Genomic DNA, 15,728 nt, shown 5'->3' with positions numbered 1-15,728 from the left:
TCATACTATGTTTCTGCCTCACACGGTGAAAATTCCCCGAAAATAATATGGACCAAGCAAGAACGGAAGAGTACATCTCCCTACTCTGCGCCAATGGCTTTATGCCTCAAAAAACCGCAGAGAAGCTGATGCAAATGGGTGAAGTTGTAAGATTAGAGCGACGCAGCTCCTTTTTAAAAATCGGAGAACAAAAACCAGTAGTCGGTATCGTCTTACGTGGGCTGATGAAGGTTTTTTACCTCAAAAATGACAAACCCGTCAACATCTTTCTGATTCCAGAGCAGGCATTAGCCACCAATTTTGATATGTTGTTCAACCGAATGCCGAGTAATCAGGAAATTGATTGTATTGAAGATACTGAAATATTGAAGCTGGACTATGCCCAGGTACTGCAAAAACAACTGGACGATCACGAATTTTGCTTCGACATTTATCAAATTGTCCTGCGCCAATTATTGGATTCTTTATACCGCATCGAAACATTTCTGCTCATGGATGCTGGGGAACGTTTGGATCGTTTTTTGGAAGCACAACCCGATCTGGCCCAGCGTGTACCACTTAATGTATTGGCTTCTTTTATTGGGGTTTCCGAGGTACATGTAAGCAGGATAAGAAAGAAGAAGGGGCGGAAATGAAGTTGATAGGCTCGAAAATATCTAAATCTGTGTATTTTTACTTCACTAGAACAAAAGAGCGCACTACGCAATCATAATTACAAAAGAGGGGAAAGCATGAAAGCAATAATCGTTGATGATGAATTGGACATCATTGCTCCAATTCTAGAGCGCTATATGCAAAAATATGCTGCCGACATCGAATTGTGTGGACAAGCAGACAATGTAGAAGATGCTTATCAAATGATCCTTAGCCAAAAACCGGATTTAGTGTTTTTGGATGTGGAGATCGGAAGTGAAACGGGTTTTGATTTACTGAAAAAGTTTGCTGAACCTGACTTTATGGTCGTCTTTGTAACTGGTTTTGAAAAATATGCAGCTAGAGCGATCAGATTGGGCGCTTTGGATTTTTTGCAAAAACCAGTTGACCAAGAAGAGTTTGTCGAAGTGATTCAAAAAGTTCGGAAAGAGCGAAATAAGCGGGAGTATAAAAAACAGATTGAACTGGTAATAGAAGCTTTTAATAACTTGAAACAGAATGTGCGCCCTAGTCGACTCAGCATTCCAGACTCTGAGGGTATACTCTTCATAGATATCGAGAAACTGATTAGATTGGAGGCGGAGGGTATCAATACCCAGTTTTTTCTAAAAGAAGAAAGTAGAAAAATCATTTCTAGTCGTAATATCGGCACTTACATCCCACAATTGGAACCCTATGGTGAGTTTATGAAAACCCACCGCTCTCACCTGATTAATTTAAAAGAGGTAAGAAGGTACTTAAGAGGAGACAAAAGTGTGGTCATGACAGATCGTGCCGAGATACCTGTTTCCGAACAATATCGTGAAGAGTTATTGATGCGTTTAAGGAAATTGTGATTTCAGGTCTGGTTTTAAACCTTACCAGTTGTCATAATCTGGAGGGCCTTCAACTAGTTTTTCCATATCAAAATCTTTTCCCCAGTAGGGTGAAACCCAATTGGGGTCTTGGTTGATGTAGCTGTTTTTATCACCTTGCAGTAAACCAATTATTACCTCTCCAACGATGATACTACCCACCGGGCCCAAAGTATTGGAACTTTTTTGGTAAATGTCAGAATACTCTTTGGCTTCATGTAAAATGTAATACCAAAGTGGTGTAGGTGTATAACCTGCCTCATAAGATGGTACATTAAATCTAGGGTCACCTCGTTGAAGATCAACGGGAATAACTTTTTGATTCAACGCTTTTGCTACGTCTTCTCCACTAGGTAATCCCATCATCTCACCACGTTTTATTGTGCGAAATGGCAAGCTATTTCTATACTCAAATCCATTATCTAAATTTTCAAGCCCGGGAATATTATACAGGCCTGCTGATATTTTTGGTTCAATGAGGTGATTGCGTTGTGCACGGGAGCCAAAAAACAAAGAGAGGTCGATGTTAACTTCAACATCGCTTGTATTCCGATTCATCAACGATTCTAATCGGAGTGTACTCTGTATAGGCTTCGAATTCCTAGCCTTTCTTGATTGCTGTTGAATATTTTTTCTACTAATAACTTTATATGCGTTTCTTACTGTTGCGTGGCCAAACCTAAATGCTGCTGCGGCAAATTCCACTGGAACAAACGGTTCGTTCCTCCACTCATAATATTTTCTTTTGACGTTATAGGGTGCACTAAATTCGAATATTTCTTGATAAGTTTCCTGATCAAGAATGCGCGGTAAATAATCATACAGAATGATCCATTGGTAATGCCATTTGGTTAATTTTTGAGCTTCATCAAACCTTTTTGTTTTCTTTAGAAAAAAATTATGCAGTTTTTGAAACAACAGATGAATTTGGGCAATTATTTTATTTTCATCATTTCTTGGGTCTGGGATCACCGCCATAATTGGATCACCACCGTCTTCGATCGGTTTTCTGAATAAATCCTTTCCGTCTTTCCCCAATAAGAAATAACCTTTATCGGACGCATAAAAGACTGGGTTAACTTTTGGATGGGAACCATATAATGAATCCAAGTCAAGTGCTGGTGTTCTAAAATTCCATAAAAATTCAGGATCTATTTGCCTTTCTGAAATAGAAGTTGGGTCATAAGTTAGGTCATGGCTGATGAATTGCCCTAAATAAGTATAGCCTGCTGGTATGGAATTTAAATCATCAGTAGGGTTTTCATCGTCAAAACGACGCATTTTCTGAGCGATGGCATTGATTAATTCAGGCTTAAAACGAGCTTGAGGTAAACTGGGAAACATACGTCCGAACTTCCCACGTTCAAAAGATCGAGAATTAGGGACATTAAAACTGAAGTTGGAATCAGAGTGTGACATTTTATTGAGGTTTTAGTGAACTATATTAGCTCCGCAGAGCATTTCATTGGTTTTTGATGTAGTTTATTATCAAAGTTATTTAATTTTATGTACAATAAAAAAAAATTAATTATGGCAGACGATAATTTTTCGCCTCTAGTTAGGCTTCTTGATTTTTCAAATCAGGGTGAATTGGCAAGTTTTAAGGAACAAGTCAACTTAATTTATAAAGCATTTAGGCAGAGAAAAATTTTGATGCCTCATAGTGTGTTTATGCCTAAAAAAGAGCTTTTAAGAGCATTAGGGGTGGTTGAGAGAGATGGTGAATTGTTTGATACCAACCCTGAAAGAACAGGTCTATTGGTTTATGTAAGCAGCAGTTCAGAAGAAGCTACTCCTAACTTGGATGAGCTAATCCAAGAACTCTTCCCTGTAGGGCCTTTAGACCCTGATACAAATGCATCAAGTTTTACAATGGCTATTGTGGCTACAAATGACGAACGTGGTAGCTATCAAGCCACGGGTGCCAATTTTGTTGCGCTATCCGAGTGTCCACCTAGAGACGATTGCCCCCCCTGGCATACACCCCCTCCAGTGAATTAATAGATTATTACTCAAGATTTGAGTAATAATAAATGTTAATCACTACTATTTAATACCTATCTCTATTTTTTCTTAATTTAGGAGCTGGAAAGAACAATTTATGGCCAGCTCCTATGTTTCGTTTTTGAATCGGATACAATACTTAAGCATAGTTTTAATTTGTACTGTACTTGTGCCAATAGATGCACAAGACAGCTTAGGGAATTTTGTCTTTAAACATTTGGGTCAAAGTCAGAATCTGGTTGACTTTCAAGCATCTTTTTTTCATCAGGACGCAAATGGATACCTCTGGATCAGCAGCACCGACGGTTACAATCGGTTTGATGGCCATAAAGTAAAATTGTATAAACCCAACAATAAAATATTCAGCCATAATCCAATTATAACCAGTAACATATTTGGAGATGCGGGAGGAGACTTTTGGTTTTCTACTCAAAGTGGAATACATCGAATTGACAATAAAACAGACACAATCTCTTCCTATAGAATTTACAGCCCTTCTGAAGAAAAATATTTAGCACTACCAAAACTATTTTACATCAATAAGAGCAATGAAATATGGATTTATGCCGACCCGAATTGGTATGTTTTATCTAGAACCAATCCTGGAAAAGCCACTTTTAAAACCAGGCTGGATTCAAAATTTCAGCGAGTAAAGGTCATCCAAGATGCACAAGGTCAACCTAAAATGATTGCTGGCTCCTATTTTGGAAAGGGTTTTTATTTGAAATACTTGCAACAAAATAAGGATAGAACATCAAGAAGACTTTCTCCGCATATGATTGCCAATTTAACCAATGAAGCAGACTCGATTTTGTGGATTGCCTCCATGAGTGGCCTGATCAAATATGATTTAGTCAAGGACACTATAAAAAGTTTATACCCACCTCCGGCTGGGAAAAAAGGTTTTTTTGATGTCAATATATTTAAAAAAAATAAGCTTTGGATTGGAGCAATAGATGCTAGGTTTTACCTATTTGATAAGGAAAAATCATTTACTCCTCTTGAAAAATACATAAAAATTGACCAAAAATATCTACCCATTCTGAGTTTGGACAAATCCTTTATTGATCAGATGAATAATTTATGGTTGGTTGATTGGAACTCGGGAATTTACCACACCAATTTGCATAAATACTTTTTTCAGCACCTGATTCCAGATAGAGTTAACTCATTTCAGCGGCAATATGATGTTAATAGTATAGTCGTTGATCATGATAATAGAGTTTGGGCTAGTATGGGTGATGCCTATGCCGTTTATTGTTTTGAAGACGACCATCTGATTAGCAAAAATACGCTTAACATACCTAATTCAAGCCATTTAGTTACCGATGCTATGGGAGCTGTTTGGGGAGTTAATGGTAAAAACATACAAGCCTTAGAGTCAAAAAAATCTATTCCTACTGGAGGAACGATCCAACAAATTGCAAAACTCCCCAATGGCTTTGCGTTAGCTAGTACTAATGCTGGTTTCTTTTTAATAGATTTCAAAAACAGGGTTGCTTCAAAATTGCAGTTAAGCAGCCCCAAAAATTCAGCATTTGCACTTGGCTCTATCAATACAATTTTTGTTGATAAACAAGGAAATTGTTTTATCAATCATGAGACCAAAGATTTATCCATATTTAAAATAAGGGGTCAGAGTCTGGTATTTGAAACTAATTTGACCAATGTTGGTAGAATCAACAATCTAATTGAAGATATTACTAAAAATGGATATTGGTTATCATCTTCCCTTGGGTTGATGCATTTAATTAAAACCAAAGGGAGTTGGAGTTTTGACAACAGCTATAGACAATACAAGTTTTTAAATGCTGCCCTCAATGGAGTACTGCAAGATCAGAAGGGTTATCTATGGTTATGTGGTAATGAGCAATTGCTAAAATTAGACCCAAAAAAACCTAAAAATATCAGAAAGTTTACAGCGAGCGATGGAATCATGAGCGGTCAATTCCTTACGAATAGATCCCTTCGAGACCATACTGGCAAACTTTATTTTGGAGGGACCTATGGAATCACCATGATTGACCCTGAACGCTTGAATACTGACACCATCCAACCTAGGTTACTCTTAGATGGGATAAGCATCAATGGCCGAGAAAGTTTTTCACATTTGAATGTCAATCGCTTAACTTCCTGGAAATTTAAACCTAACCAAAGAAACCTCTCTTTTCGATTCATTAACATTGATTACCTTAGTCCAGATGAAAATGAATTTAAATATCGTTTAACCAAAAGGTCATTTCTAAAAAAAGGAAACAACGAATCCCCCTGGGTTTCTTTAGGCACTACACCTTTACTCTCTTTGGCCAACCTTTCTAAAGGGCATTACACCTTAGAAGTAATTGCTGCGAACTCAGATGGATTGTGGATGAAAAAAGAGCATGCACTCCGCTTTTCTTTTTACATTCAACCCAAGTGGCATGAAACAAACCTATTTTATTTTTTGCTGCTTGCTTCAATTGTATTCCTCTCTTATGGCATTCATCGAAGACGTATCAAACGGCTGAAAGAGCAGGCTGAAACCGAACTCAAGGTGCTGCGCTTACAAATGAATCCACATTTCATTTACAATTCCCTTTCCGCAATTCAAAGCTATATCATTCAGCAAAATATAGACAAAGCAGATCGTTTGATCAGTAACTTTGCCAAGTTGATGCGCAAAATACTCACTGATTCAGTCAAGGCCAATTTGAGTTTACAAGAGGAAAAAGACTTATTGGAATCCTACCTGCTTACAGAGTCGCTTCGCTTCGAAAATAAAATTAATTTCGAGATCAACATTGCCGAAGATTTAGATCCCGATGGCGTGTTTATTCCCACTATGATTGTTCAACCGTTTGTAGAAAATGCAATTGTACATGGACTAAAAAGAAAGAATGGGCAAGGTAAAATCAGGGTAAACTTTAGTCAAAATAATGGCATGTTGGAAGTTGTCGTCGAAGACGATGGGGACGGGTTTATCAAAAAAGAATCAGCTAATACTCATCAATCTAAAGCAATTGAGATCACCCAGCGGCGTCTAGCCTTACTTCCTAATTCAGGTAAAGAATCAGCCTCTTTAAAGTCTTTCAATTTAGCAGACAAAGACCCTTCTCGATCGGGGTTCAGAATAGAGATACGTTTGCCTTTGGCTTATAAGGCAATATAGAGCTGTTATTCTAATTGTTATAAACTGCTTGCTTTGTTGAAACACTCCATTCATTCAATTTTCACGTAGTTTGAAATATTCTTGGGTTCATCATCAAATTGCAACTTGTAATTTTGATTTAGAAGCTGAGTAAAATGTACAAGAATTACTAAGGTTGACTGTACATGCCAACACTTTAAAATACAATCTCTAAATCCTTCGATTGTTTTCAACAAACAGGTGTTTTTTCCACATCCGTTATGGTTTACAAATTCAGCCTGGAATTCCTGAGAAATACTGTCCCAAAATCCTAGTTAAATAATTAATAAACTATTGCCCCAGTATTGTCCGGCCCTGGTAGAACTATACCCTCTTATAATTAGGTACCTATAATTAAAAAATTCTAACGAATTAGGAAAATATCCTGAAAATTTAAGGTGTAATTACCTGTATTTTTTTGTAAAATGGAGGTAGAGTTTGTCAAAACCTGCCTCCATTTTTTTATGTCGATTCCTTCTCTTAACCTAAGTGAAACCCCATCATCCCCTCCGCAATCACCCGATCATTTGCCAATCTCGGCACTTTATTCTGCCCTCCCAATTTTCCCTGGCTTTTCATGTACTCCCGGAAAGCATCTCTGCGCAGGGGGGTAATCACCAGAGGTTTGAGGATATTTCCTTCGATCAAATCCTGGTAATAAATATTTTGCACGATCATCAATTCGTCCAAACGGGCGGCAAAAGCGGATAAGTTTTCTGGAACCTCATCGAACTCAACCAACCACTCGTGATAGGGAAGCCCGCCAGCAGGGGGATTCACCTGTGGGGCAACCGTAAATTCTACCACTTTAACCCCTTGCTCTTTGCATACTTGCAGCATAGCCTCTTCTACCTCTTTGCCAATCACATGTTCTCCAAAGGCCGAGATGAAGTGTTTGATGCGCCCACTGACCACCAGGCGATGCGGATTGGTGGAAACAAACTGTACGGTATCCCCGATGTTATAGCCCCAAAGACCCGCGTTGTTGTTGATGATGAGTGCATAATTGACGCCTGCTTGTACATCTTTGAGCCAAAGCCGGGTGGGGTTTTCGTTGAAAATTTCATCGGCGGGCACAAACTCAAAAAAGATGCCCGATGCTGAGTTGAGCAAAAGCCCTGGCTCGCTTTGACTATCCTGAAAAGCGATGAACCCCTCCGAGGCTGGGTAGGTTTCTACACTCGGGATACTGGCCCCTACCAGTTCTTCCAGCTTGGCGCGATAGGGTTCGTAATTGACCCCGCCATAAACAAAAACCGAGAAATTAGGGAAAATGTCCAGCACCCTTTTTTTGCCCGAGCGTTCGAGCAAACGCTCGTAATACATTTGCACCCAGGGAGGAATGCCGCTGATGAGGGTCATGTTTTGGCTGAGGGTTTCGCTTACAATTTTATCGAGTTTGGTTTCCCAATCTTCGATGCAGTTGGTTGCGTAACTCGGCATTTGGTTAGTCTTCAACCAGGCTGGAATCATGTGATTGGAAATGCCCGACAAACGCCCGGTGGGAATACCTGCTGTTTCCCCCAATTCTGGACTACCGGATAAAAAGATCACTTTGCCATCTAACCAGGCACCGTTCCCGGTTTGGGCAAAATAATTGAACAAGGCATTGCGCGCTGAACCAAAATGATTGGGAATGCTGTCTTTGGAAATCGGAATGTATTTGACACCAGAGGTAGTGCCCGAGGTTTTGGCAAAATAGGCTGGTTTGCCCCGCCACAATACATCCTGTTCTCCCGCTTTGATGCGTTCTATATAGGGTTTGATGCCTTCGTAGTCGCGAATAGGGACTCGTTCAACGTAATCCTGGTAACTGCGAATCTGATCAAATCCATGGGCTTTGCCAAAAGCAGTGGTTTTGCCCACTTCGACCAAACGATTAAAAATTTTTTCCTGCTCCTGCACTGCATGAGCAGACCAACGCTGAATGTCGCGGGCAATTTTGTTGGCAAAAGGTCTGATAATCCTCGAACGAAACCCCATTTTTATAAATCTATTTAAGTCGCGCAAAAATAAGTTTTTACGGGGTTTTGGACGGTATCATTTTTTTGCTTTCCTTTTTAGCAAAAAAATTAACATAAAATGACTCAAAAATCACCTAAACAATAAATACACCATTTATATGAAATAAAAAAATGTGCTTTCTTTGCGTTACTCTTACGATGCCCGAAAAATATTAGACTAGCTCGCCCTGTTCAATCTTTGCACTTTTATGAAACAGGTTTTGCGAACAACAGCTTAAAAGATCACTTTCTGGCCTGATAAGCTTCTGTTCTTAAAGCCTGACCAAAACCCATGGATCATGTCACTGAAACACGTTGCAGGCTTTTTAGTCTTGATGGCGGCCGCTTTTGTTGTTAAAGCTCAAACTGTACAAATTACGGTACTGAACGGGAAAGAGGTTCGTTGTGTCGCCGACAGTGTTGTAGAAGTACAAATTACCCCCAACCCAAGTCTGGACTTACGCAACATTACCCTCAATTGGGGTGACGGCACTGCTCCAATCACCATTGCCAAGGGTGATTCTTTAATCTTGCGCCACAAATACAACACCAGCCAATACCTCAATGAATGCGCCTACGCGTGCCCTTTGGGCGATTTAGGCGGGTTCTGTGTGCAAGTCACCGTTTTGGCAACTTATTCCAATAGTGTGCCCGAAAACGTGAGTAAATTCTTGACCTACAAAGTCCCCCCCCGACCCGAGATCCTGATCAACTCCAATAATGTAGTTTGTACAGGTAACGAAGTTCAATTCAACAACCAAACCTGCCCCAACAATGACATGGAGATGCAGTTTACCTGGGATTTTGGGGATGGAACTACCAGTATAGAAAAAAGCCCCAAGCATACTTATGCTGATTTGGGTAACCGTACGGTAAAACTCACGGCTAAAAATACCTGCGGCACTGAAAGCATCGAACAACCCATCCGGGTTTTGGGTGAACCCCAGGCCGTGGCAAAAGCCGACTCTAATGTAGTCGAAGTAGCTGCCGACCGGTATGTGTTGTGTTTGTCGCAAGGCAACATCGTACGGCTAAACGGTATGGGCACCACAAACGCCACCTTGTACAACTGGAGCATTTCAGGCGGCGGCCGCACTCAATGGGTTCGAGGCAACAACCGCAGCGAAATTGTCCGCCTTGACATCATCGACCCTGGAACCTATACGATTACCCTTACCGCGAATAATGCCTGTGACCGCCCCAGCCGGAAAGTCCTGACCATCGAAGCCAAGGCTGCTGAAGCTCTTCTGCCGCTGAGATTACAAGAAGATGGTTGTATCTCACTGAACTATCGCCCGGAACCATTCAATACAAATGCAGCTTATAAAATCAATGGCATTGATGTACCCGTAGCGAATTTTCCGGTCACTTTATCCGCTACCAGCGCACCCTACGTTGTAGAAGTTCGCCTCAACAATGAATGCGGCAACCAAATGCGTGCAGATACCTTTTTTGTGCTACAGCCCGAAAATGTAAGCATTTCAGCTCCGAGTAAAGACACCACCGTATGTGAAAAAACCAGCGTCATTACCCTCAATGCTGGACCCATTGGCGGGCGTTGGCTTGGGAGCAATGTCAGTCGGCAAGGCAATCGGGATGTATTCAACCCCAACCAGGCTGGGGTTTTTCCATTGATATATGTACGAGGCAACGGCGCTTGTGAACGCCGCGATACCGTGCAGGTAACGGTAGAAGCAAACGTTCGCCTGAATATTCGCCCCCAAACGGATGAGTGTGTGGATTTTGATTATACCACCATTCCCCAAATCAATAAAGCGCAGTATATCCTAAATGGTGCCCCCATCACCACCTTCCCGGTGCCTATTACGGTGAGCACCAATCGAGATGTGTACACTGTGGTGGCTACTTTGGAAAACAGCTGTGGTCGACAGGAGTCTCGGGATACCTTTGTGGTCACCGGGGCGCTTCCGGTGGGAATTACCCTACCCTTGTTGCCCGTAAATCAAGTGTGCCAGGGCGATACTGCCCGCAGTCTGGCTGCATTACCCGGCGGCGGGGAATTCCGTGGAGACCAAGTCATTAAGGTTGGTTCCGGGTATGCCTTTAATCCGGTCAACACGGGTACTTTTCCGGTCATCTATGTGCGTGGGGATGGCAGCTGTGAACGCCGCGATACCACTACGTTCGAAGTACAAGCTAAGGTTGTACTGCGCCTTACACCACAACAAGACGAGTGCAACCAGATCAGTTATACGCCCAATCCCATTATCCCGAATGCAGTTTACAGTGTGAACGGGGTGCGCGCCCCAAATTTCCCACTGGATTTGGGGGCCACCAGTGCGCCTTATGTCGTTGAAGCTACTTTGACGGATGTTTGTGGGACACAGGTAGTGACCGACACTTTTTTTGTGCGCACACCGGACCCTTTACAGATCACCAGCCCTGCCCGCGACACTTCGGTGTGTGAAAGATCTGGTTCCTTCAATCTGGCAGTATCCGCTGCTGGGGGCACCTGGCAGGATACCCGCTTCATCAGCAACAATGCCGGACAATTCAGTTTTAACCCCCAGGAAGCGGGGTCGTTTAAAATCATCTACAACAACGGCACGGGAACTTGTGCACAACAGGATTCCGTAATCATTGATGTGCAAAGGGTTACCCTAGAAGCTCAGGCTGGGGATGTTTGTTTCAACTCGGCAACACCATTGCAAGGCTTACCATTGGGAGGGACCTGGACTTCCAGCACTTGCCCGGCTTGTATCGTAGGGGACAATTTTGACGCCCGCCAATTGAGCGCGCCTGCCGATTCGGTAGCTGTATTTTATACCGTGATTAATCCCATTGGTTGCCGCAGTACCGACACGGCTTTTGTAAGCGTTACCCGTCCACAGGCAGGCTTTCAGCCTCAGGGTAATTTATGTTCCAATCAATTGATCCAGATTGACTTAAGTGCTACCAAAGCAGAACGCTCGCGTTGGTTGCTGGGAAATATTCCCTTGGACCCTCCACCTTTTCAGTTTATCCCGGATGGCGATCAGCAGATTACCCAAATTGCCATCATTGGTGCTTGTGCGGATACTTTAACCCAAACCCTTACGGTTATTGCTCCGCCACCTTCGGCAGCTTTTACCTCAAGTGGGGATGAAGGTTGCTCACCTTTCAGTGTGAGTTTCCGACCCAATGAGCCGCAAAGAGATGGACTGACTTACACCTGGAATTTTGGTCGTTCAACCGCTGATTCGTTGCGTGCCTTTGTACCTGACTCCAATTATGTGTATACCAATGACAGTAGTCGGATCCGTAGTTTTGTGGTCTCGCTCAACATTGTGAACCAATGTGGTTCGAGCAAGGAAGAAAGCACCATTAGTGTATTGCCTTTTCCCAAAGCATTGATTGGCCTGGACTCATTGAGCAACCAGTGTTCTCCGGTTACCGCTACCATCACCAACCGTTCTACGGGCGCACCTGATGCCTGCTTTTGGGATTTTGGCAATGGTACCCGCGACAGCACTTGCCGCAATGTTTTTGTGCAAAAATACGTGGCAGATACCACCACGCTCCAGTATTTGATCAAACTGGAAGTGAGCAACTTGTGTGGGGTGTCGATGGATACTTTCCAACTGACCGTTACCTCTCCTGGAGTGCAGGCCTTTTTTAGTCTGGACGATTACAACATTTGCCCCAATAAACCGATTCAATTCAGAGACGCGTCTACGCCTTTACCAGGAAGAGTATTTTGGAAATTTGGGGACGGTGGCGTTTCACAAGACCCCAACCCAACCTACGTTTATCGGGATCCAGATACCACCCTTACCGTAACCCTCATTGCCCGAACGGGTTGTGGATATGATTCCCTGAGCCGAAAAGTAAACATCCAGTCTTTGCCCGATGTCAACTTTGCTACTGAGCGTTATGCTTGTGAGGGACAACCTACTCAATTTCTCAATCGATCGGACGAACGGGCAGCTTTTCGCTGGGATTTTGGGGATGGGCGAATTGATTCGGTGTCTTATTCTCCGCAACACAGTTACCAATCCGGGGGAGGAATGGTAACTGTGAGTTTGACCATCAAGGATTTTCCGAATGGCTGCGAAAATACCATCACCAAACCGCTCTTGGTACGGAGCAAACCGGAAGCCAATTTTACCATCAACGGTGACTCTACCGGCTGTGCTCCTTTTACGGTTATCCTGCAAAACCTCTCGCGTGGTGCCAACCGCTGGGAATGGGATTTGGGCAATGGTGAACGATCGGAACTGGAAAACCCGGGCACCGTATTCAGCGCCGGGACTTACGACATTACCTTGATCGCCAGTTACGAAAATACTTGTCGAGACACCTTCCGTCTCGACGATGCCATCAATGCCGATGATTGTGGGGTGTTTATCCCCAATGTATTTTCCCCCAATGGCGACGGCAAAAACGATTTTTTCACCATTTACGGCGGTCCATTTAGCGCCACCAAAATCCGCATGATGCGCATTTATACACGTTGGGGCGAGATGATTTTTGAGAAAAAAGATTTTAATATGGACAACCTGAGCGGCTGGGACGGCCGTATCAAAGGTGATGTACCAATCCCGGGTGTATACGTTTATTGGATTGAAATTGAACAGTTGGGTGGCCAGACAAAAACCTATAAGGGAGATGTGACGTTGATGAGGTAGGGGCGATTTCGGAATTCAGATTTTGGATTTCGGCCTGCCCTAGGCTTGGAATTCACCGAAATCCAAAATCTGAATTCCAAAATAACTATGTACCTTTACACGTCCCATAGTACACAACAGACCTTATGACCAAGCAATTTTGTGTGCGTAAAGTCTACTGAGTGGGGTAATCGGTTGCGATCTAAAACCAAATTTGTATGGCGATAATTGGGGCCCTAATCAAGAGAGGAGCAAGTTTGGGACAAATTCTGTCCAAGCGCCGGGGGCAAAGCATCAAACCCGTTCAACATCAAATCAGAACCTTGCGCTGGCTACTGCGCAAAGCCCAACACACTGCCTTTGGGCAATATTATCAGTTCAACGACATCCTCAACAGCCCCAATCCGATTGAGGCATTCAAACAAAGTGTACCAACCTTTGATTACAATACCCTCTACGACCGTTGGTGGCACATGACCCTCAACCAGGTAGAAGACGTAACCTGGCCCGGGCGGGTCAAATATTTTGCACTGAGTTCGGGTACTTCGGGGGCTCCCAGCAAACACATTCCGATTACCAAAGACCTTTTTAGAGCCAACAGCCGTGCCGGATTGCGCATGTTTTTTGCCCTTTCCCGCTTCAATCTCGATCCGGATATTTTTACCAAAGACATGATGATGCTGGGGGGATCAGCAGACCTGGAACAGGGCAATGGTTATTTTGCCGGCGACCTGAGTGGCATCAACGCCAGTCGACCACCTTTTTGGTTGCGTTCTTATTACAAGCCGGGCAACCGCATTGCCAGCATCCGCAGTTGGGACGAACGAATCGCTGAGATTGCCAAAAATGCTCCCAATTGGGACGTGGGTTTCATCGTAGGTATTCCTTCCTGGTTGCAATTGATGATGGAAAAAATCATCGAATACCACGGCCTCAAAACCATCCACGACATTTGGCCCAACCTCTCGGTTTGTGTACATGGTGGTATCCACTTTGAACCCTACCGCAAGGGTTTTGAACGACTGATGGCGCGTCCCCTGGTTTACATGGATTCGTACCTGGCCTCGGAGGGTTTTATGGCCATTCAAGATCGCCCGGAAACCAATGCCATGCACCTGATGATCGACAATGGCATCTTTTATGAGTTTGTACCCTTTAACGATAACAACTTTGATACGGAAGGCAACCTCCGTGCGGATATCGAAACCCTCAGCATCGAAGAAGTGAAAGAGGGCGAGGATTACGCCATGCTCATCAGTACCTGTGGCGGGGCCTGGCGCTACCTGATTGGTGACACGGTGCGCTTTACGGACAAACGCCGCTCGGAAGTGATCATCACGGGCCGCACCAAACATTACCTTAGCATCTGTGGCGAACACCTTTCCGTGGACAACATGAACCACGGCGTCCAACACGTAGAAGAGGAGTTGGATGTGGTCATTCCAGAATACACAGTTTCAGCAATAGAAGTAGGCAGTTTTTATGCCCACAAATGGTACATCGGTTGCGATACTCCCTGCGATGCAACCCAGGTCAAAACCCTGATTGATACCAAACTCAAGGAAATCAACGATGACTATCGGGTAGAACGGGCTTCTGTGCTGCGTGACATGGAGGTAGAAATTATCCCGGTACACATTTTTTACAAGTGGCACGAACACCAGGGCAAAATGGGCGGACAGCACAAATTCCCAAGGGTGATGAAAAAGGAACGTTTTCGGGATTGGGAGGAGTTTGTGAGGAGGAGTTTGGTGAGCTGAGCGCTGGCGCTGGTACAAGTCTCCAGACTTGTACCATTATCAACACGTCTCCTGACGTGTGTTTTCTCAACATTTTCGCGTTGCTCATGCGTCAGGAGACGCAAAAATGTTGGTACAAGTCTGGAGACTTGTACCAGCTAAGAGCGATATCATTCTGGACATTGCCGCAAAGAGTCCGGTCAAATTGTTACTTTATTCTGAACCCGTTCCCTATATTGCTTGAAAAAAACACATGACCAATACCCCCCTAAGCCGCAAACTTGGGCTAATGGGCTTGATCGCCACCGGCGTATGTTCAATGATTGGCGCCTCCATTAACATCATGCCTTTTATGATCCAGCGCAATGTACCGGGGATTGGCCCCTATGTATTGCCTGCATTCATGTTTGCGGCCTTACCCGCCTTACTGGCAGCAATAGCGTATGGCCTTTTGGCAACCGCCATGCCGCGCGCAGGAGGCAGCTACCATTACGTAAGCCGGGGGGTGAATACCTATCTGGGGTTTGTGGCCAGTTTTTCACAATGGTTTGGGCTTTCCATTGTCATCGGGGTAGTAGCGTATATGATTATTCCCTTTTTTCGCGACATCGCCTTGACCCTTAACTGGACAAGCGGGGCAAAGCCCTGGAAACCGGCTTTGTTCGGGTTGGACTAGCCCTAGCTTTGCTTTGGTTTTTTGC

9 protein-coding genes are annotated in these 15,728 nt (G+C 43.6%); 7 read left to right on the top strand and 2 right to left on the bottom strand.

The window, feature by feature from the left end:
• Window positions 1–47 precede the first annotated feature (47 nt).
• Together ACO08K_RS11680 and ACO08K_RS11675 are read left to right on the top strand one after the other, a co-directional pair.
• On the top strand, window positions 48–635 hold the full coding sequence (locus ACO08K_RS11680; protein ID WP_421796574.1) for a Crp/Fnr family transcriptional regulator: 588 nt from the start codon (window positions 48–50) through the stop codon (window positions 633–635).
• 96 nt (window positions 636–731) lie between these two features.
• Window positions 732–1,490, top strand: a complete 759-nt coding sequence (locus ACO08K_RS11675) for a LytR/AlgR family response regulator transcription factor (RefSeq protein WP_421796573.1) — start codon at window positions 732–734, stop codon at window positions 1,488–1,490.
• A gap of 21 nt (window positions 1,491–1,511) precedes the next feature.
• Here ACO08K_RS11675 and ACO08K_RS11670 read toward each other — a convergent pair whose 3' ends face one another.
• A complete protein-coding gene (locus ACO08K_RS11670) occupies window positions 1,512–2,927 on the bottom strand; it encodes a peroxidase family protein (RefSeq protein ID WP_421796572.1) in 1,416 nt (471 codons plus the stop codon).
• Between the two features lie 87 nt (window positions 2,928–3,014).
• Here ACO08K_RS11670 and ACO08K_RS11665 point away from each other — a divergent pair, with 87 nt between their 5' ends.
• Complete coding sequence (locus tag ACO08K_RS11665) at window positions 3,015–3,509, top strand: hypothetical protein (protein WP_421796571.1); 495 nt, start codon at window positions 3,015–3,017, stop codon at window positions 3,507–3,509.
• Window positions 3,510–3,609: 100 nt separating this feature from the next.
• Complete coding sequence (locus tag ACO08K_RS11660) at window positions 3,610–6,660, top strand: sensor histidine kinase (protein WP_421796569.1); 3,051 nt, start codon at window positions 3,610–3,612, stop codon at window positions 6,658–6,660.
• Window positions 6,661–7,158: 498 nt separating this feature from the next.
• On the opposite strand, the gene ACO08K_RS11655 is transcribed toward ACO08K_RS11660, so the two are convergent.
• Window positions 7,159–8,661, bottom strand: a complete 1,503-nt coding sequence (locus ACO08K_RS11655) for a GH3 auxin-responsive promoter family protein (RefSeq protein WP_421796568.1) — start codon at window positions 8,659–8,661, stop codon at window positions 7,159–7,161.
• A gap of 319 nt (window positions 8,662–8,980) precedes the next feature.
• On the opposite strand from ACO08K_RS11655, the gene ACO08K_RS11650 reads away from it, so the two are divergent.
• From ACO08K_RS11650 to ACO08K_RS11640, 3 genes are all read left to right on the top strand, one after another.
• Window positions 8,981–13,309 (top strand): PKD domain-containing protein, encoded by a 4,329-nt coding sequence (locus ACO08K_RS11650; RefSeq protein WP_421796567.1) that lies wholly within the window; start codon window positions 8,981–8,983, stop codon window positions 13,307–13,309.
• Between the two features lie 197 nt (window positions 13,310–13,506).
• Window positions 13,507–15,048 (top strand): GH3 family domain-containing protein, encoded by a 1,542-nt coding sequence (locus ACO08K_RS11645; RefSeq protein ID WP_421796566.1) that lies wholly within the window; start codon window positions 13,507–13,509, stop codon window positions 15,046–15,048.
• 232 nt (window positions 15,049–15,280) lie between these two features.
• The gene (locus ACO08K_RS11640) at window positions 15,281–15,703 is read left to right on the top strand and encodes an amino acid permease (protein WP_421796565.1); all 423 of its coding nucleotides are present in this window, start codon (window positions 15,281–15,283) and stop codon (window positions 15,701–15,703) included.
• Window positions 15,704–15,728: the final 25 nt, after the last annotated feature.

Origin of the sequence: Haliscomenobacter sp., assembly GCF_965225875.1 — a bacterium.
Lineage (GTDB): Bacteria > Bacteroidota > Bacteroidia > Chitinophagales > Saprospiraceae > Haliscomenobacter.
The sequence above is the reverse complement of the archived record's forward strand: the minus strand, read 5'-3'. Positions and strand labels throughout refer to the sequence as shown.

Excerpts from the sequence above, each read along its gene's own strand:
- ACO08K_RS11680 (WP_421796574.1), top strand. The coding sequence starts at position 48 with ATGGACCAAGCAAGAACGGAAGAGTACATCTCCCTACTCTGCGCCAAT.
- ACO08K_RS11675 (WP_421796573.1), top strand. The coding sequence starts at position 732 with ATGAAAGCAATAATCGTTGATGATGAATTGGACATCATTGCTCCAATT.
- ACO08K_RS11670 (WP_421796572.1), bottom strand. The coding sequence starts at position 2,927 with ATGTCACACTCTGATTCCAACTTCAGTTTTAATGTCCCTAATTCTCGA.
- ACO08K_RS11665 (WP_421796571.1), top strand. The coding sequence starts at position 3,015 with ATGTACAATAAAAAAAAATTAATTATGGCAGACGATAATTTTTCGCCT.
- ACO08K_RS11660 (WP_421796569.1), top strand. The coding sequence starts at position 3,610 with ATGGCCAGCTCCTATGTTTCGTTTTTGAATCGGATACAATACTTAAGC.
- ACO08K_RS11655 (WP_421796568.1), bottom strand. The coding sequence starts at position 8,661 with ATGGGGTTTCGTTCGAGGATTATCAGACCTTTTGCCAACAAAATTGCC.
- ACO08K_RS11650 (WP_421796567.1), top strand. The coding sequence starts at position 8,981 with ATGTCACTGAAACACGTTGCAGGCTTTTTAGTCTTGATGGCGGCCGCT.
- ACO08K_RS11645 (WP_421796566.1), top strand. The coding sequence starts at position 13,507 with ATGGCGATAATTGGGGCCCTAATCAAGAGAGGAGCAAGTTTGGGACAA.
- ACO08K_RS11640 (WP_421796565.1), top strand. The coding sequence starts at position 15,281 with ATGACCAATACCCCCCTAAGCCGCAAACTTGGGCTAATGGGCTTGATC.